General features: G+C 47.6%; 12 protein-coding genes. 4 read left to right on the forward strand and 8 right to left on the reverse strand.

Annotated elements, in window-relative coordinates:
• Positions 1-48: 48 nt before the first annotated feature.
• The 6 genes from odhB to sdhC form a co-directional block, all read right to left on the reverse strand.
• On the reverse strand, positions 49-1593 hold the full coding sequence (odhB, locus tag ACN0UN_RS04350; protein ID WP_417658891.1) for a 2-oxoglutarate dehydrogenase complex dihydrolipoyllysine-residue succinyltransferase: 1545 nt from the start codon (positions 1591-1593) through the stop codon (positions 49-51).
• Positions 1594-1606: 13 nt separating this feature from the next.
• On the reverse strand, positions 1607-4414 hold the full coding sequence (sucA, locus tag ACN0UN_RS04355) for a 2-oxoglutarate dehydrogenase E1 component (RefSeq protein WP_417658892.1): 2808 nt from the start codon (positions 4412-4414) through the stop codon (positions 1607-1609).
• 101 nt (positions 4415-4515) lie between these two features.
• Positions 4516-5235, reverse strand: coding sequence for a succinate dehydrogenase iron-sulfur subunit (locus tag ACN0UN_RS04360; protein WP_417658893.1), 720 nt, complete (start codon positions 5233-5235; stop codon positions 4516-4518).
• Positions 5236-5250: 15 nt separating this feature from the next.
• A complete protein-coding gene (gene sdhA / locus ACN0UN_RS04365) occupies positions 5251-7017 on the reverse strand; it encodes a succinate dehydrogenase flavoprotein subunit (RefSeq protein ID WP_339877652.1) in 1767 nt (588 codons plus the stop codon).
• Positions 7018-7374 (reverse strand): succinate dehydrogenase, hydrophobic membrane anchor protein, encoded by a 357-nt coding sequence (sdhD, locus tag ACN0UN_RS04370; protein ID WP_339877650.1) that lies wholly within the window; start codon positions 7372-7374, stop codon positions 7018-7020.
• Complete coding sequence (gene sdhC, locus ACN0UN_RS04375; protein ID WP_128351873.1) at positions 7368-7742, reverse strand: succinate dehydrogenase, cytochrome b556 subunit; 375 nt, start codon at positions 7740-7742, stop codon at positions 7368-7370. The genes sdhD and sdhC overlap by 7 nt, the downstream gene beginning before the upstream one ends.
• Positions 7743-8219: 477 nt before the next feature.
• Here sdhC and ACN0UN_RS04380 point away from each other — a divergent pair, with 477 nt between their 5' ends.
• From ACN0UN_RS04380 to ACN0UN_RS04395, 4 genes are all read left to right on the forward strand, one after another.
• Positions 8220-9500, forward strand: coding sequence for a citrate synthase (locus ACN0UN_RS04380; RefSeq protein WP_339877646.1), 1281 nt, complete (start codon positions 8220-8222; stop codon positions 9498-9500).
• Positions 9501-9733: 233 nt separating this feature from the next.
• Positions 9734-10822: an efflux RND transporter periplasmic adaptor subunit gene (locus ACN0UN_RS04385; protein ID WP_417658894.1), complete on the forward strand. Its 1089-nt coding sequence runs from the start codon at positions 9734-9736 to the stop codon at positions 10820-10822.
• A complete protein-coding gene (locus tag ACN0UN_RS04390) occupies positions 10819-14058 on the forward strand; it encodes an efflux RND transporter permease subunit (protein ID WP_417658895.1) in 3240 nt (1079 codons plus the stop codon). Before ACN0UN_RS04385 ends, ACN0UN_RS04390 begins: the two co-directional genes overlap by 4 nt.
• Positions 14055-17111 (forward strand): efflux RND transporter permease subunit, encoded by a 3057-nt coding sequence (locus ACN0UN_RS04395; RefSeq protein ID WP_417658896.1) that lies wholly within the window; start codon positions 14055-14057, stop codon positions 17109-17111. The genes ACN0UN_RS04390 and ACN0UN_RS04395 overlap by 4 nt, the downstream gene beginning before the upstream one ends.
• Here the strand turns inward: ACN0UN_RS04395 and kdsB are convergent.
• The gene (kdsB, locus tag ACN0UN_RS04400) at positions 17089-17841 is read right to left on the reverse strand and encodes a 3-deoxy-manno-octulosonate cytidylyltransferase (protein ID WP_417658897.1); all 753 of its coding nucleotides are present in this window, start codon (positions 17839-17841) and stop codon (positions 17089-17091) included. The two genes, ACN0UN_RS04395 and kdsB, sit on opposite strands and share 23 nt — an antisense overlap.
• Positions 17838-18035 (reverse strand): Trm112 family protein, encoded by a 198-nt coding sequence (locus ACN0UN_RS04405; RefSeq protein ID WP_417658898.1) that lies wholly within the window; start codon positions 18033-18035, stop codon positions 17838-17840. Before ACN0UN_RS04405 ends, kdsB begins: the two co-directional genes overlap by 4 nt.
• Positions 18036-18037 lie beyond the last annotated feature (2 nt).

Raw genomic sequence — 18037 nt, forward strand, 5'->3', positions numbered from 1 at the left:
TGCCAGTACAATTGTTACCCAATTGCAACACAGCAGCTGTGCAATATGTTAAAGGTCCAGCAACAAACGCTGTGGATCTTCTAACAACTCTTTGATGGTAACCAAGAAACCAACAGATTCTTTACCATCTACGATGCGGTGGTCGTAAGACAACGCTAAATACATCATGGGTAGAATCTCAACTTTGCCATCCACAGCCATTGGCCGATCTTGGATTTTATGCATACCCAAGATAGCGCTTTGTGGTGGATTCAAAATTGGTGTTGAAAGCAATGAACCAAATACACCACCATTCGTGATAGTGAAGTTGCCACCTTGCATATCGTCCATGGTCAATTTGCCGTCACGGCCTTTAATTGCCAAATCACGGATACCATTTTCAATTTCAGCGATGCTCATTTTGTCCGAGTCACGTAGTACTGGCGTAACCAATCCACGCGGCGTAGAAACGGCAATACTGATATCGAAATAGTTGTGATAAACAATGTCATCCCCGTCAATTGACGCGTTCACTTCTGGGAATCGCTTCAGCGCTTCAGTTACCGCTTTCACATAAAAGCCCATAAAGCCCAAACGCGTGTCATGACGTTTTTCAAATTCATCTTTGTATTTTGAACGTAAGTCCATGATTGGCTTCATGTTCACTTCATTGAACGTGGTCAACATGGCTGTTGCGTTTTTAGCTTCAAGCAAACGTTTCGCAATTGTTTTACGCAAACGTGTCATTGGTACACGTTTTTGATCACGGTCACCCGCTACTGGCGCTGGTGCACTTGCAGCCTTCGCTGGCTCGGCTTTCTTAGAGCCATCCTTCAGATGCTTCTCTACATCTTCTTTGGTGACACGACCGCCTTTGCCAGTGCCTTTTACGTCAGACACTTTCAAATTGTTTTCGGCCAGCATACGGCGAACTGCTGGGCCTGCTACTTCGCTGTCGCCTTCATCCGATGATTCTTCTTTGCTATCGCTTGATGATTCTTTAGCTGACGCGCTTGAATCTGCAGAAGCACCTGCTTCAACAATACCGATAACATCATCAGCACCAACATTGGCGCCTTCTTCATGCTTTATTTCAACCAGTACGCCGTCGGCCGGAGCAACAACTTCGAGTACAACTTTGTCAGTTTCGATATCTACCAAGTTTTGATCACGTTTTACTGCATCACCGGCTTTTACGTGCCAAGTAGCAATCGTCGCATCAGCAACCGACTCAGGTAATTGCGGTACCTTAACTTCAAGCTTTTCGCCTGAACCTGAGGCTTTCTTAGCAGCTGGCTTGTCAGCTTTTGCCTCTGACTTTTTGTCTGACTTGTCGTCTGACTTCTTGTCGTCGGCTTTATCAGCGCCTGCACCGTCACCTTTTTCAAGTTTACCGATAACTTCTTCAGCACCAACTGTAGCGCCTTCTTCCGCGATGATTTCGCCGATTACGCCATCATCAGGAGCAACCACTTCCAACACCACTTTGTCGGTTTCGATATCAACCAGATTTTGGTCGCGCGATACTTTGTCACCTGGCTTAACGTGCCAAGTAGCAACTGTTGCATCAGCAACAGATTCAGGGAGTTGTGGAACTTTAATATCAATAGCCATGGTCAATTATCACCTATTTAATGGTTAGCGCGTCATCGACTAATTTTTGTTGTTGTTTGTTATGCTCAGACAAATAACCCACTGCTGGTGCTGCCGAAGCTTCGCGACCTGCATAAGTTAAATCTGCGCCTTTCGGAAGTGCCGCACGGAAGTTGTGCTGACTGCTGTACCAAGCTCCTTGGTTTTGCGGTTCTTCCTGACACCAAACAAAATCTTTCACATGCTGATAATCTTTCATGATTTCAGCAACTTCGTCTGCAGGGAACGGATACAACTGTTCGATACGAATAATTGCAACGTCCTCTTGCTCACGTTTACGCCGCTCTTGCAGCAAGTCGAAATAGACCTTACCTGAGCAGATTATCACGCGTTTTACCTTCTTCGGCGTTAACGAATCGACTTCTGCAATCGCATTCTGGAAGACGCCTGTTGTCAATTCATCAAGGTCTGAAACCGCGAGTGGATGACGTAACAGTGATTTCGGCGTCATAACGATTAGCGGACGACGAACCGGGCGCAAATGTTGACGACGAATCATATGAAACACTTGCGCTGGAGTGGTTGGTACACACACCGACCAGTTATGATCAGCTGACAACTGCAGGAACCGCTCTAAGCGCGCCGAACTATGCTCAGGCCCTTGCCCTTCATAACCATGCGGAAGTAACAGGGTTAAACCACACAACCGGCCCCACTTCTGCTCGCCTGAACTTAAGAACTGATCGATAACGACCTGGGCACCGTTCACGAAGTCACCGAACTGCGCTTCCCACATTACCAAAGAGTTAGGCTCAGCGGTCGCATAGCCATATTCGAATGCAACCACAGCAGCTTCTGATAATACCGAGTCATACAATTCGATTTGGCCTTGGCCTTCTCGAATATTGTTTAACGGCATAAAGGTCGCTGCGTCTTTTTGGTTGTGTAACACCGCATGACGATGAAAGAACGTACCACGACCACTGTCTTGACCGGTGAGGCGAATGTGCACGCCATCATCAACCAAACTTGCGTAGGCCAGGTTTTCCGCAAAGCCCCAATCGGCCGCTTTGTCTCCTTTAGCCATTTTCATACGCTCATCGTATACTTTTTGTACACGCGAGTGTAGCTTGTACTCTTTCGGCACGGTACTCATTGCTTTACCGAGCTTTTCAACCTCTTGTCGACTGATTTTCGCGTCGTAGGCTACATCCCAATCGTGCCCAACATAGGACGACCAGTCAGACGAGTGGCTTTTCATTTCGCGCCATTCGTCCACCACAATTTCGCCTTTATCAAGCGCATCGCGATAATCACTGACAAATGTTTCAATATCGGATTCAGCAACCATCTTCGCCTGCTGTAAGCGATCAGCATAGATAGCACGCGCTACAGGGTGTTTCTTAACCTTGCTGTACATAAGCGGCTGCGTTGCACTTGGCTCATCCGCTTCGTTGTGCCCATGACGACGGTAACAAACCAAGTCAATCATTACATCGCGCTTAAATGTATTGCGATAATCCAACGCTAACTGGGTGACGAAAACAACAGCTTCCGGATCGTCAGCGTTCACATGGAAAATTGGCGCCTGTACCATTTTGGCAATGTCAGTACAGTACTGTGTAGAACGCGTATCTTCACGTTTCGACGTGGTAAAACCAACTTGGTTGTTGATAACAATACGAATCGAACCGCCAACCTGATAGGCACGCGTCTGTGACATGTTAAACGTTTCTTGCACGATACCTTGACCGGCAATCGCGGAATCGCCGTGAATGGTTATCGGTAAAACCTTAGCACCGGTTTTATCGCCAAGACGATCCATACGAGCGCGCACAGAGCCCATAACTACTGGGTTAACAATCTCTAAATGCGATGGGTTAAATGCTAACGCCAAATGCACATCGCCACCTGGAGTGGCAAAATCTGACGAGAAACCCGAGTGATACTTCACATCGCCCGAGCCTTTATTATTAATGTGCTTACCCGCGAACTCATCGAACAAGTCTTGTGGTTTCTTACCAAGCACGTTCACCAGTACGTTCAAGCGACCGCGGTGAGCCATACCGATAACGACTTCTTTACCGCCTTGCTCGCCAGCGCGGCTAATCAGCGCCTTAAGCATAGGTATTAGGCTATCACCACCTTCTAACGAAAATCGCTTGGCGCCAGGGAATTTTGAACCTAGATATTTTTCAAGGCCATCTGCCGCAACAAGCTCTTTTAAAATCTTCTTCTGCTGATCAGATTTAAATTCTGGACGGCCACGCACACCCTCTAAACGTTCCTGAATCCAGCGCTTTTCTTCGGTCGAAACAATGTGCATGTATTCCGCACCGATTGGGCCGCAGTAAATGCTGTTCAGTAGCTCATAGATTTCGCCCAACTTCATGTTTTCTTGGCCGACAGCCAAAGAACCAACATTGAATTCTTTATCGAAATCGTCTTTAGAGAGTTCGTGATGTTCAAGCGACAAGTCAGGTACTGATTCTTGCTTCCATAAATCGAGTGGATCAAGGTTTGCGTGCTGATGACCACGGAAGCGGTACGCATTAATCAGCTGCAAGACTTTCACTTGTTTTTGGTCGGGAGCTCCCGCAGTTACTGTACCTGCTTGCTTTAACTTATTTTTTGCAAGCGTACGGAACTGTTCACGAACTGCGCTGTGCTTCGTGTCCACACCAGCGCCTTCGCGCGGCAATTGATCGAAGAAGTTGCGCCACTCATCACTGACCGCTGTCGGATCGTCGAGATACAACTCGAACAATTCCTCAACATAGGCCATGTTACCACCAGCCAGGTGGGAGGATTTTAGCCAGGCTTGCATTACGCCATCTTGCATCGCTGTTCCTTCACACTCGTTTTATAAAAAAATAGCCATCCAAGCTGGATGGCTATTTCGATACAGCTCGGCCACTACTATAGCAAATCTGCGCGACTTAATTAAATCGCGCGATTCAATAGCATGGATTTGATGTTACCAATAGCCTTCGTCGGGTTCAGCCCTTTCGGACATACGTTGACACAGTTCATGATGCCATGGCAGCGGAAAACACTGAACGCATCATCAAGCTCATTAAGACGCTCTTCAGTGGCTGTGTCGCGGCTATCAATAAGGAATCGATAAGCGTTCAACAAACCGGCAGGGCCAATGAACTTGTCTGGGTTCCACCAGAACGAAGGACATGATGTTGAACAGCATGCACAAAGAATACACTCGTACAATCCATCCAACTTCGCGCGATCTTCCGTCGACTGCAAGCGCTCACGTGCTGGTGGCGTTTTGTCATCGTTGATCAAGTACGGTTTAATTTTTTCGTACTGCGTGTAGAACTGACTCATATCAACAATCAAGTCACGAATAACCGGAAGGCCTGGCAACGGACGTACCACAATCTTCTTGTCACCACCTTTGAGGGCTGACAAAGGCGTGATACAAGCCAAGCCATTTTTGCCATTCATATTCAGACCATCCGAACCACACACGCCTTCACGGCATGAGCGACGGAATGCCAGAGTTGGGTCTTGTTCTTTCAACAGCAATAACAAGTCCAGCACCATCATATCGCGGTTTTTTTCCACCTCGACAGTGTACTCTTTCATGTAGGGTGCGTTATCAACATCTGGGTTGTAACGATAAACTGAAATATTCAACTTCTTCATCGTTGTCACCTAACCTTAGTAAGTCCGCGCTTTCGGCGGGAATGCTTCACGCAGTTTTGGCTGCATATTCACTTCGCGTTTCACCACTGAGTCGTCTTCCGGACGATACACAGAGTGCACCAACCAGTTTTCATCGTCACGGTCTGGGAAGTCCGCACGACTATGCGCGCCACGGCTCTCAGTACGGAAGTTCGCTGCTACTGCAGTTGAATACGCAGTTTCCATCAAGTTATCTAACTCTAAACACTCAATACGCTGCGTGTTAAATTCTTTGCTGGTGTCATCCAAACGCGCATTTTGCAAACGTTCACGGATTTTTTTCAGCTCTTCCAAGCCTTCAGCCATCGCTTTACCTTCACGGAATACCGAGAAGTTTAGCTGCATGCACTTCTGTAAATCTTTCTTGATTTGAACTGGGTCTTCACCGTCTTTATTGTTTTCCCAACGGCGAACACGAGCCAGAGCGGCGTCGATGTCATCTTGGCGCGCTTCTTTAGCATCACCAAGTGCTGCCATGGCGTCAGCCAAATGCAGACCTGTTGCACGACCAAACACCACCAAATCAAGCAGTGAGTTACCGCCGAGTCGGTTCGCACCGTGTACAGATACACAAGCGATTTCACCACAAGCAAACAAACCATGAATTGGCGTTGCATTGCCGTCAGCATCAATCTGTAACGCCTGACCGTTCACATCAGTCGGAATACCACCCATCATGTAGTGACAGGTTGGAATAACTGGAATTGGTTCTTCCGCTGGATCAACGTGAGCAAAGGTTTTCGCCAAGTCGCACACGCCAGGTAAGCGGCTTTCGAGAACGTCGCGACCTAAGTGATCGAGTTTCAGTTTCAAGTGCGGGCCAAGTGGACCATCACAACCACGACCTTCGCGGATCTCGGTCATCATTGAACGGGCAACAACGTCACGCGACGCTAAGTCTTTCGCGTTCGGTGCGTAACGTTCCATGAAGCGCTCACCATCTTTATTTAAGAGGTAACCACCTTCACCACGGCAACCTTCAGTTACCAGCGTACCCGCACCAGCGATACCGGTTGGGTGGAATTGCCACATTTCCATATCTTGTACTGGCACGCCAGCACGCAATGCCATACCAACGCCATCGCCGGTATTAATGTGCGCGTTCGTGGTAGAAGCGAAGATACGACCTGCGCCGCCAGTTGCAAGAACAACGGCTTTGGCTTTTACATAAAAGATTTCGCCGGTTTCAATGTTCAGTGTTGTTACACCAACAATCGCGCCGTCTTCGTTTTTAACCAAATCAAGTGCATACCACTCAGAAAATACCGTGGTTTTGTTCTTCACGTTTTGCTGATACAGCAAATGCAACAAGGCGTGACCGGTACGGTCGGCAGCCGCAGCTGTACGTGCTGCTTGCTCGCCACCAAATGCTTTTGATTGACCGCCAAATGGACGTTGATAAACGCGGCCGTCTTCAAAACGAGAAAATGGCAAACCCATATTTTCCAGTTCTAAAATAGCTTCAGGACCGGTTTTACACATATATTCGATGGCATCTTGGTCACCGATATAGTCTGACCCTTTGACAGTATCAAACATGTGCCATTCCCAGTTATCTTCATGGGCGTTACCCAAAGCAACGGTGATACCACCTTGCGCAGATACTGTATGAGAACGGGTTGGGAATACTTTAGACATCAAGGCACACGTCATGCCTGATTGAGAGATTTGTAAGGCCGCGCGCATACCAGCGCCACCAGCGCCGATTACAACGGCGTCAAATTCAAGTGTTTGTACGCTCACTTAGACACCCTCCACCGGCCACACAACCAGTAAACCGGCTAACCAGTAAACGATTAATGCGACACATACTGCATATTGAAGAAAAGCTCGTAAGCCAGTTTTTTTAACGTAGTCAGTCAGCACTTGGAAGATTCCGATCCAGCCGTGAATCAAAATAGCTGTTAACGCCAGCATGGTGAAAATCTTCATGCCCAAATGCGCAAACAAATTGGTCCATGAAGCGTAAGTAATTACGTCAGCAGAAACCAAAAAGCTCACCATAAAAATGCTGTATAACGCCAAAATGATGGCGGACGCGCGTAGCAAAATAAAGTCGTGGCTACCGCTGCGGCCAAATGTTGAAGCTGCCTTTACCATAACCATACCCCTGCTAATACTGAAAGAATGATTGCTAGCACGAACACCACTTTTGCGCTGACTCGACCTGAGTCAAGTTCTTCAAAATAGCCCATGTCCATAAACATGTGGCGTACCCCAGCGAGTAAGTGGTAGCCCAGTGCGCTCATGATGCCCCAGGCAATAAACTTAGCGATAAAGCCAGTTAGTAAGCCGTGCACCAAGTCAAAACCTTCAGCAGATTTAAGTGAGATAGCTAGTGCCCACACCAAAAAACCAACGCCAACCAACATAATGACGCCAGAAATACGGTGAAGAATTGAGCTAATGGCTGCAGCCGGGAAGCTGATAGTATTTAAGTCTAAATTTACAGGTCTTTGTTTTTTCACGATTGTTGTGCCTTAACGAAAAGCATTGTTAACATGCTCGGAACTTCAAACATCCTCGTCTATTCCTGACGGCGAGAGGACCCTGTGAGATCGCCGCCAAAGTATATAAGCCATAGTAATGAATTACAATTCCTTAGCGGCCTCTTTCGGTTAAAAACGTAAATTAATTATCAATAGATCAAGCCAATAAAATCCAGCGTTGAATAACAATTCTACCTTAGTCGCATACAACGAGGTCGTATAAGCGCGTATAACACTGACTCGATAATTTTTAATTCCGATCCATGTCATCCAACTTTAACGAAATTTCGTAAAGCTGATGTGTTAAACTGACCAGCTCGATCAATAAAATGATTGATGTGTGTCAGCACATTCGATCGGTTTAAACAGCCGTTTGAATTGACATCAACGGTTAAGATCAAGTAAATTCTATCGCCCTTTTAGTGATGAAGCAGACTTAAACAAGGAGATTTCCTTATGGCTGATCGTAAAGCCACCCTGCAGATTGACGGCCAATCCATTGAATTGCCAGTATTATCTGGTACAGCCGGCTATGATGTAATTGACGTGCGTACTTTAGGCAAGCATGGTTTCTTCACCTTTGACCCTGGTTTCTTAGCTACAGGTTCATGCGAATCAAAGATTACCTACATTGATGGTGAAAACGGCGTTCTTCTGCATCGCGGATATCCAATTGATCAGCTTGCGACTCAAGCGGATTATCTCGAAGTATGTTATATGCTGCTGCATGGCGAAGCGCCAAACGAAGAAGAATACGCAAAATTCAAGCAAACAATCACCAAGCACACCATGGTGCACCAAGGCTTGCATAACTTCTTCAACGGTTTCCGCCGCGACGCGCACCCAATGGCAATGCTATGTGCTGTCACTGGTGCTTTATCGTCGTTTTATCACGATGATTTAGACATTCATGATGAAAAACAGCGCCTACGCAGTGGCTATCGCCTGATTGCGAAAATGCCAACTATTGCTGCTATGGCTTATAAATTCAGTATCGGTCAGCCGTTTGTGTATCCGCGCAATGATCTCAGTTACTCAGAAAACTTCCTGAACATGATGTTCTCTGTACCTGCTGAAAACTATAAGATTAGCCCAACTGTTGCGAAAGCAATGGACCGCATCTTTACCCTGCATGCTGACCATGAGCAAAATGCATCCACATCAACAGTGCGCTTGGCCGGTTCTTCGGGAGCCAACCCTTATGCCTGTATCGCTGCTGGTGTTGCGTCTTTGTGGGGGCCTGCTCACGGCGGCGCGAACGAAGCTTGTTTGCGTATGCTGAAAGAAATCGGTTCGGTTGAAAACATTCCTAAATACATCGACAAAGCAAAAGACAAGAACGACCCGTTCCGTCTGATGGGCTTTGGTCACCGTGTTTACAAAAACTTTGACCCGCGTGCGACCGTAATGCGTGACAGCGCGCATGAAGTGTTGAAAGAGCTTAAAATCAGCGACCCATTACTTGATGTGGCAATGGAACTGGAGCGTATTGCGCTTGAAGACCCATACTTCGTTGAAAAGAAACTCTATCCAAACGTTGATTTCTATTCAGGTATCATTTTGAAAGCTATTGGTATTCCAACCAACATGTTTACGGTTATCTTCGCATTATCGCGCACCGTTGGCTGGATTTCACATTGGCACGAAATGATGGGCGAATCGAACCAGAAAATTGGTCGCCCACGTCAACTCTATACCGGTGAGTCAAAACGCGATTTCAAACCACTGAAGCGTTAATTTCACCAATAATTAGCAAAAAGCACTCTTCGGAGTGCTTTTTTTTTATTTTTTTCACCACTCAACTTTTCCCCTTCTCCGCACGTCTAAAACGCATACCTCTCGTATAAGTCTTTAAATTAAGGGGTTTATCGTTACTTTTCATACACAGGTTACTTTTGGCACGAAAGCTGCATATGCTCTGGGTACTATAAATTAATAACTAACGTTTGATGACTATCGGGATCACACACATGAACACGCAAATTTCGATTACACGCACACTCACTGCCACCGTTTTGGTGGTTTGGTTAGCCTTAACTACAGCAGCTTGCAGCGATGCTGGAGCCGCTAGCGAGCAATCCGAAAAGCCTGAAGTTGCGCGTATACCTGTCGCAACTCAAACGGTCAAAGCTGGTGACATTACCTCTAGCTTCAAGACCACTGCAACCTTGGAAGCACGCGATGAAGCCGACGTAACCAGTAAAGCTAACGGCATTGTCGAAACCATTCTGGTTGAAGAAGGTGACTACGTGAAACAAGGGCAATTGCTAGCCCGTATACGTGACGATGAATACCGTATTCACGTTGCGCAAGCGCGAGCAGAGCTTAGCTCAATTCAGCAAGAGCTAAAACGTGTGAAGGATATGGCTGAGCGCGACATGATTAGTGCCGATGCGTATGACAAACTGCGCTTTCAAGCCGATATGCTGCAGGCAAAATATGACATGGCGGCGCTTAATTTGGCGGAAACTGATATCCGTGCCCCAATTAGTGGCTACATTGCAAAACGCTATGTAAAGCCCGGCAACCTTGTGCGTCAATACGAACAACAGAAACTGTTTCATGTGGTTGCCCTTGATCAATTGCAAGGTAACGTCTATTTGCCTGAGCGCGAATTACAACACGTGCAAGTGGGCCAAACTGCACAGTTGCAATTAAGTGCATTACCCAACACTACTGTAAATGCCGTAGTTGCGCGGATAAGTCCTGTCATTGATACACAGTCCGGCACCTTTAAAGTCGTACTGAACGTTGCTAATCCTGACAACACACTTAAAGCAGGCATGTTTGCACACGTAAACCTGAACTACGCAACTCACAGCAATACGCTGACAGTGCCAAGGTATGCAGTGCAAAGCCTTGATAATCAACACAGCGTATTCACCGTTGATGCCGAAGGAGTGGCTCACAAAGTGGACGTAAAAATTGGTTTTGAAGACGAATCAAACTTAGAGATTATTAGTGGCTTAAAAGCAGGTGACGCCATTGTAATTAGCGGCCAGGCGAACTTAAAAGACGCGGCCTTGGTTGAAGTTATTCGTAGCGAACATCAATCATGAGTATTGTACGTTTAGCCGTGAAGCGGCCTGTCACAATCGCCATGTTAACCTTGGCAGTAATACTCTTCGGAATGGTATCACTGGGGCGTATTCCCGTCACGTTGCTGCCTGATTTAGCCTACCCGACACTCACTGTGCGTACCGACTATCCCGGCGGTGCGCCCAATGAGGTTGAGCAGTTGGTGAGTAAACCCATTGAGGAGAACCTCGGTACCGTAAAGGGTATTCGTCGCATTGAATCCATTTCTCGTGCGGGACAAAGTGACGTATTACTGGAGTTTAGCTGGGGCACGGACATGGACATGGCGAGCTTAGACGTTCGCGAAAAGCTCGATTGGGTGGAACTGCCTTTAGATTTGGAAAAACCAGTATTGTTACGTTTCAATCCCAGTGAAGAACCAGTCTATCGGCTAGCACTCGGCTTCACTGACGGAAATCAATCCGTTGCGTCATTAAAACGGTTACGTACCTACGCCGAAGAAGAATTAAAACGTCAACTCGAAAGCATTGAAGGTGTTGCTTCAGTGCGTCTTGGTGGTGGGCTTGAAGATGAAATTCAAGTATTAGTTAATGAGCGCCAAGCTGCTGCATTAAAAATTCCGATGACGCTAATTATGGAGCGTTTGCGTGAAGAAAATATCAATTTATCGGGTGGCCGAATTGAAGCCGACCGCGCCGAATTTTTGGTACGCACATTAAACCAATTCGAAAACCTCGACGACATTCGCAATATCTATTTAACCACACGCAATGACCGCCCTATCGTTTTAAAAGACATCGCTGTCATTGAGAACAGTTATAAGGAACGTGATTCGATAAGTCGCATTGCCGGAATGGAAGCTGTTGAAGTATCACTCTACAAAGAAGGCGACGCCAACACCGTTCATGTTTCGAAAGCAATTCAGTTGCACCTGGAACAATTGCAGCAAGCCAAGCTCATTCCCGATGAATACTCGATCAAACCCATATACGACCAGGCAGTATTTATCAGTGCTGCGATAGCTGAAGTGCGCGATGCAGCCATTATGGGCGGGCTGTTGGCAATGGTTATTATCTACTTCTTCTTACAGCGGGTATGGCCAACTGTCATTATTAGTTTGGCAATTCCAATTTCAATTATCGCGACCTTCAATTTACTGTATAGCTATCAAGTATCGCTTAACATGATGTCACTGGGCGGTATTGCGCTGGCCGTTGGTATGCTCGTCGATAACGCCATTGTGGTGCTTGAGAATATTGCACGCCATAATCAGGATAAATCCGCCGATGTTGCTGCTGAACTTGGCACAACTGAAGTAGCGGGTGCGATTACAGCTTCTACCTTAACGACCATGGCGGTATTCTTCCCGCTGGTGTTTGTTGAAGGCATTGCCGGGCAGTTGTTCCGTGATCAAGCCCTCACGGTTACTTTTGCCCTTGCGGCGTCATTGGTGGTGGCCCTTACGTTAATTCCGATGCTTTCGAGCCGCACTAAGAACGCCGCTGCAACGGCACAATTACCGTCGCAACCGTACGCAACTGGATGGCGATTCTGGGTTCGCTTACCCGTGTACCTCGTATTTCGATGGATACCGCTGGCGTTAGCGACTGTTTTTATCGGTCTGTGGCGCCTGTTGGCTAAGCTATTTTACTTGACCAACACCCCATTGTTGCGGGTGTTCGATAAGCTCTACTCGCTGCTGGCAAGTGGCTATGAACGACTATTAGCCATGGCTCTGCGTCATGCAGCAAGCACACTCGGTATTATTATGCTGGTTGCCGCAAGCTGCTATGCACTACTCCCACAACTACCAGTCGCTCTGTTGCCGAACATGGCGCAAGGCGAATTTTATGTGGAAGTTGAACTGCAGCCTGGTGCAACCATTTTCGAAACCGATTCGGTATTGGATGCCCTCGGTGATGTGATTGCCAGCAATGAACAACTCAATGCTAGTGTTGATCGCTATTACACCATCGCCGGCACGGGCAGCTTGCTCAATGCCGCACCTGGTCAAAGCGGAAACCAATGGGGCCGACTCAATATTGTCATGGCATCAAGCGCTACAGCGGAACAACAACAAACGCTTCAATCAGAGTTGCGCTCAGCGGTACAAAATATGCCCGGTGTTATGGCTAAATTCGGCTCTCCCGAATTATTTAGCTTTGCTAGCCCTGTAACAATTGAACTTACCGGTTACGACCTAAACCTGTTGCAGCAAGCCGCGCAGCAATTAGGTAACGAGTTTGAGCAACACCCGCGCTTTACTGACATTCGCGTGAATATGACCGACGGGCAACCGGAATTAGCGATTTACTTTGACCATGCGAAACTAAGCCAATACGGTTTAACCAGCGCCGAAGTTTCTGAGTTAATCGCCACGAAAATCGGCGGCCGGGTAGCCAGTCAGTTTAATCTTGATGACCGTAAAATTGACATTCTGGTGCGTAGCCAGGCCACTGACAGAAATTCGTTGCGTGACTTACAGCAGCTCATCATTAATCCGGGTGCTGGCCGCGAAATCTCATTGCGAGCAGTTGCTGACGTAGTTCCGGTGGTTGGGCCAAGCGAAATCACTCGCGTAGATCAACAACGCACCGCCCTTGTGGAAGCAAATTTAAGTTATGGTGATCTTGGCGCTGCTGTTGCAGAAGCTCAGCAGATTTTGGGGGACACGCAGTTGCCACTTACCATTACCGGCCGTGTCGCTGGTCAAAATGAAGACATGCAGCGTTCATTTACTTCACTGCAGTTTGCCTTAGTACTGGCGGTATTTTTGGTCTATTTAGTTATGGCTTCGCAGTTTGAGTCATTGTTACACCCGTTGTTCATATTGTTCACCGTGCCACTGGCAGGTGCAGGCTCTATTCTTGGCCTTTATCTTGTTGGCACCGAGCTCAGCATAATCGTATTTATTGGGCTTATCATGCTGGCCGGTATCGTTGTGAACAACGCCATTGTGTTGGTCGATAGAATTAACCAACTGCGTAGCGAAGGTAGCGACCGTTATGGGGCTATTTTTACCGCCGCACAGCAGCGTTTACGGCCTATTCTAATGACCATGCTGACCACCGTGTTAGGTTTATTGCCGTTGGCTATCGGCCTTGGTGAAGGTGCGGAAATAAGAGCGCCGATGGCGATTAGCGTTATTGCTGGCCTTTTGTTCTCAACCTTATTGACCCTGTTGTTTATCCCGTGCTTGTACCTACTCGTTGATCGCAAGCAGATAGCGCACAACACTACGGAGAACGCCGCATGAACGCCGCACAGATAGGTTCGGTGTTGGCGCGGTTTGCGCTACGCCGTCCGGTTACAACTTGTATGGTATTTTTGTCGATGCTGCTACTGGGCGCGATTAGTTCGCGCTTGCTGCCACTGGAAAAATTTCCAGGCATCGAAATCCCTGAAATCGTTGTTCAAGTCGCCTACCCCAACTCAACGCCAGCTGAAGTAGAGCGTCTTATAACACGGCCACTTGAAGAGGCGCTGGCTACCTTAAGCAATGTTAGCCGCATGCGTTCAACATCGACTTCCGATAATGCTCAGGTTTTATTGCAGTTTGAATGGGGTCAAGACATCAAAACAAAGAGCATTGAAGCGCGTGAAAAAGTCGATGCAGTAAAGCATTTACTGCCCGACGATGTCGACCGAATCGTGGTGTTTCAGTTTAATACCGAAGATATGCCAGTGTTTCAGTTGCGCATAAGTAGCCAACGTGATTTATCCAACGCGTACGACCTACTCGACCGCAGCCTGCGCAGGCCTATCGAGCGCGTTGAGGGCGTATCACGGGTAACTTTATACGGTGTTGAACCACAACAAATCGTGATTCGCCTTGACCAAGCGGCACTGCTAGCGCACCAAATTTCTGCAGCAGATATTACCAAGCTATTGCAACAAGCTAATTTTTCGTTGACCGCTGGCTTCATCGAAAATGAGCATGAACGAATTCTTGTAAACCCCGTCGGTGAATTTCAAGACGAGTACGCTATTGGTAACTTTCCGATTCGGCCCGGTTTGAAATTGCGCGATATCGCTACTATTGGTCGCGAAATGCCAAGAAAAATTGACGGTCGCCATTTAGATCAGCGATATGCTATTGGCATGGAGGTGTTTAAGGAATCAAGCGCTAACCTGGTTGACGTGTCAGCGCGTGTCATGAAAGTTGTGGAGCAAATTCGCACCGACCCGCAGTTTAACGGCATCAATCTTTATATTATGGACGATACCGCTAACGGCGTAACCACATCGTTAAGTGACTTAGTAAGTGCCGGGTTACTGGGGGCATTTCTGTCATTTTTAGTTCTGTACGGATTCTTGCGTAATTTAACCACCACGCTGGTGGTAGTGCTCAGTGTACCTATAGCAATCTGCATCGCGTTGGGCGGTATGTACTTTCTGGGCTATTCACTTAACGTATTATCGCTGATGGGCCTCATGTTGGCAGTCGGCATGCTGGTTGATAACGCCGTCGTTATTACCGAAAGCATTCAGCACGAACGCGAACAAGGCGCTGATGGTGAAGCCGCAACTATCCACGGGGTTGGCAATGTGTCACTTGCTGTTATAGCGGGTACACTCACCACGGCAATCGTATTTTTACCGAATATTTTTGGTAAGAAGACTGACATAACCATCTTTCTGGAACACACTGCCGTCGCAATTTGTTTATCATTGCTAGCGTCCCTGCTGCTCTCACAAACGCTCGTGCCACTGCTAATTACCCGCTTAAGTAAATTTACAAAAGGTAAATTAAAGCCGGTAAAACAACCGAAACGCTATCGTAAAATGTTGGAGTGGAGCTGGCGTCATCCGAATTGGACCGGGGTTATCGCATTAGTGTTACTGGGAAGTATTGTCATTCCATTTGCCGGCGTTAGCGGCGACGAAGGCCCACAAGGTTTTAATGATCGATTGTTTATTTCCTACAACCTTCACACGCAATACAGCCTTAGCGAAGTTGAAGATGAAGTGACACAACTCGAGAATTATTTATACAAAAATCAAGATAACTTCGATATCGACGCAGTTTACAGCTATTACACGCCAAATTATGCGATTTCGACACTTCTCCTTAAAGAGGATCGGAACGAGAAGATAACGGATCTCATGGAACGAATCCGTAAAGACATGCCGACCTTATTGCGTAGCGACCCTAAATTTGGGTTCGGTGGCGGCCGTGACGGCGTGCGCGTTAGTTTAAGTGGCCAGTCAACGGATGTATTGCAACGCATAGCGGTAGATTTATTGCCGAAGCTTTCTGCGATTAACGGGCTCACCGACGTTCAAACCGAAATGGATACGGGGCAATTTGAATTAGTGATTAAGATTGATCGGCAACGCGTACATCAACTCGGTTTAAGTTCAGCAGATGTTGCTCGTACTGTTGCCACTGCATTGCGTGGGCAACGTCTCCGTTCGTATCGTGGCGATCCGAATGGTGAGATTGATCTTCGTGTGGCGTTTGATAAAGAGCTTGAAACTTCACTCACCGCTCTTGAAAATCTGCCCATCCTACAAAGCAACGGTCGGGTGATTGCGTTAAAAGATGTTGCTCGGTTAACCAAGCAACCGCGATTAAGTCAAATCCGTCGTACCGATCGCAGAACCTCGTTAAATATCGACGCAAACTTAAACGAGTTAACAACCAGCGAGGCACGCGAAGCAATCACCAAGGTTCTGGACCAGGTTCAACTGCCACAGGGTTACTTGTGGAGCTTAGATGGTAGTTTCCAGCGGCAACAAGAAAATGAGAGCGTCATGCTTGTTAATACACTGCTGGCGGTGGCTCTTATTTATATCGTAATGGCGGCGTTGTTTGAGTCATTGCTATTACCAACCGCCGTCATCACATCGTTGCTATTCTCGATTGTTGGGGTGTTCTGGGCGCTGCTGCTCACAGGTCAGTCAATTTCCGTTATGGCCATGATTGGTATCTTAATTTTGATGGGAATTGTGGTGAACAACGGCATTGTGCTGGTTGATCGCATCAACCAGTTGCTCGACCAAGGCGCAAGTTTAGAAAGGGCGATTATTGATGGCAGTGTAAGCCGTTTGCGGCCAATACTCATGACGGTAGCAACCACGGTTCTTGGGCTATTCCCCCTAGCCTTCGGCACCACACAAATTGGTGGTGACGGTCCGCCCTACGCACCTATGGCTATTTCAATTATTGGCGGGCTACTGTTTTCAACACTCACCAGTTTGTTCTTAGTACCCTATGCATATGCGCGACTACTCGGAATGCGGCAGCGCTGGCGCAATTTACGCCAACGCGCCAGCCAACAAGTTAGTCGGATACTGCCAGGTTAGCACGTTCAAGGTCGGCTGGCGTATCAATGCCAGCCGGCGGCAACGCAATGGCTTCCGCCACATGAATGCGTTCGCCGTACCACAATACGCGCAACTGCTCGAGTGATTCGATTTGCTCGAGCGGGCTTGGTTCCCACTCGGTATAACGCCATACAAACCCAGCACGATAAGCATAAATACCAATGTGGCGCCGATAGTCGGCTAACTCACCTAAGCGGTTCTGCGCAAGGCCATCGCGTTCGTAGGGTATAGGTGCGCGACTGAAGTAGAGTGCATAGCCATTCACATCAGTAACAACCTTGACTGCGTGCGGACTTTGCACTTCGTCAAGTGATTCAATTGGCACCGCCAGTGTGGCCATCTGTGCCACCTTCTGGTTGGCAAGGTTGTCTGCAACTTGTCGGATAATTTCGGGCGGAATAAACGGCTCGTCACCTTGCACATTTACCACCACCTGATCATCTGCAATCGCAAGGTAATCAATAACCTCAGCAATGCGTTCCGTGCCCGAATTATGATGGGCAGAGGTCATCATTGCCCGCCCACCAAAGGCTTCAACTGCATCAATAATACGTTGGTCATCGGTTGCGACAATAACTTCTGCAGCACCCGCGGCCGCTGCACGTTCGTACACCCGTTGAATCATGGTTTTGTTACCAATCATCGCCAACGGCTTACCGGGCAAGCGCGACGATGCATAGCGCGCTGGAATAACTACCGTAAAGCTCATGAGGGTATTTTCTCCAACTCTTCATGACTTATTTCACGTGCTTCGTGACTCAACAACATAGGTATGTCGTTGCGCACAGGAAACGCTAATCGATCACCGCGACACACTAACTCACTTTGGTCGCGTACCCAAACGAGCTTTCCCTTACACAACGGGCAGGCCAAAATCGCGAGTGTTCGTTCATCAACTGCCATAA

The sequence above is a fragment of the Pseudidiomarina sp. genome (assembly GCF_048267825.1).
In the GTDB taxonomy this organism is placed as follows: Bacteria; Pseudomonadota; Gammaproteobacteria; order Enterobacterales; family Alteromonadaceae; genus Pseudidiomarina.

Excerpts from the sequence above, each read along its gene's own strand:
- ACN0UN_RS04385 (WP_417658894.1), top strand. The coding sequence starts at position 9,734 with ATGAACACGCAAATTTCGATTACACGCACACTCACTGCCACCGTTTTG.
- ACN0UN_RS04360 (WP_417658893.1), bottom strand. The coding sequence starts at position 5,235 with ATGAAGAAGTTGAATATTTCAGTTTATCGTTACAACCCAGATGTTGAT.
- ACN0UN_RS04390 (WP_417658895.1), top strand. The coding sequence starts at position 10,819 with ATGAGTATTGTACGTTTAGCCGTGAAGCGGCCTGTCACAATCGCCATG.
- kdsB (WP_417658897.1), bottom strand. The coding sequence starts at position 17,841 with ATGAGCTTTACGGTAGTTATTCCAGCGCGCTATGCATCGTCGCGCTTG.
- sdhD (WP_339877650.1), bottom strand. The coding sequence starts at position 7,374 with ATGGTAAAGGCAGCTTCAACATTTGGCCGCAGCGGTAGCCACGACTTT.
- odhB (WP_417658891.1), bottom strand. The coding sequence starts at position 1,593 with ATGGCTATTGATATTAAAGTTCCACAACTCCCTGAATCTGTTGCTGAT.
- ACN0UN_RS04380 (WP_339877646.1), top strand. The coding sequence starts at position 8,220 with ATGGCTGATCGTAAAGCCACCCTGCAGATTGACGGCCAATCCATTGAA.
- ACN0UN_RS04405 (WP_417658898.1), bottom strand. The coding sequence starts at position 18,035 with ATGGCAGTTGATGAACGAACACTCGCGATTTTGGCCTGCCCGTTGTGT.
- ACN0UN_RS04395 (WP_417658896.1), top strand. The coding sequence starts at position 14,055 with ATGAACGCCGCACAGATAGGTTCGGTGTTGGCGCGGTTTGCGCTACGC.
- sucA (WP_417658892.1), bottom strand. The coding sequence starts at position 4,414 with ATGCAAGATGGCGTAATGCAAGCCTGGCTAAAATCCTCCCACCTGGCT.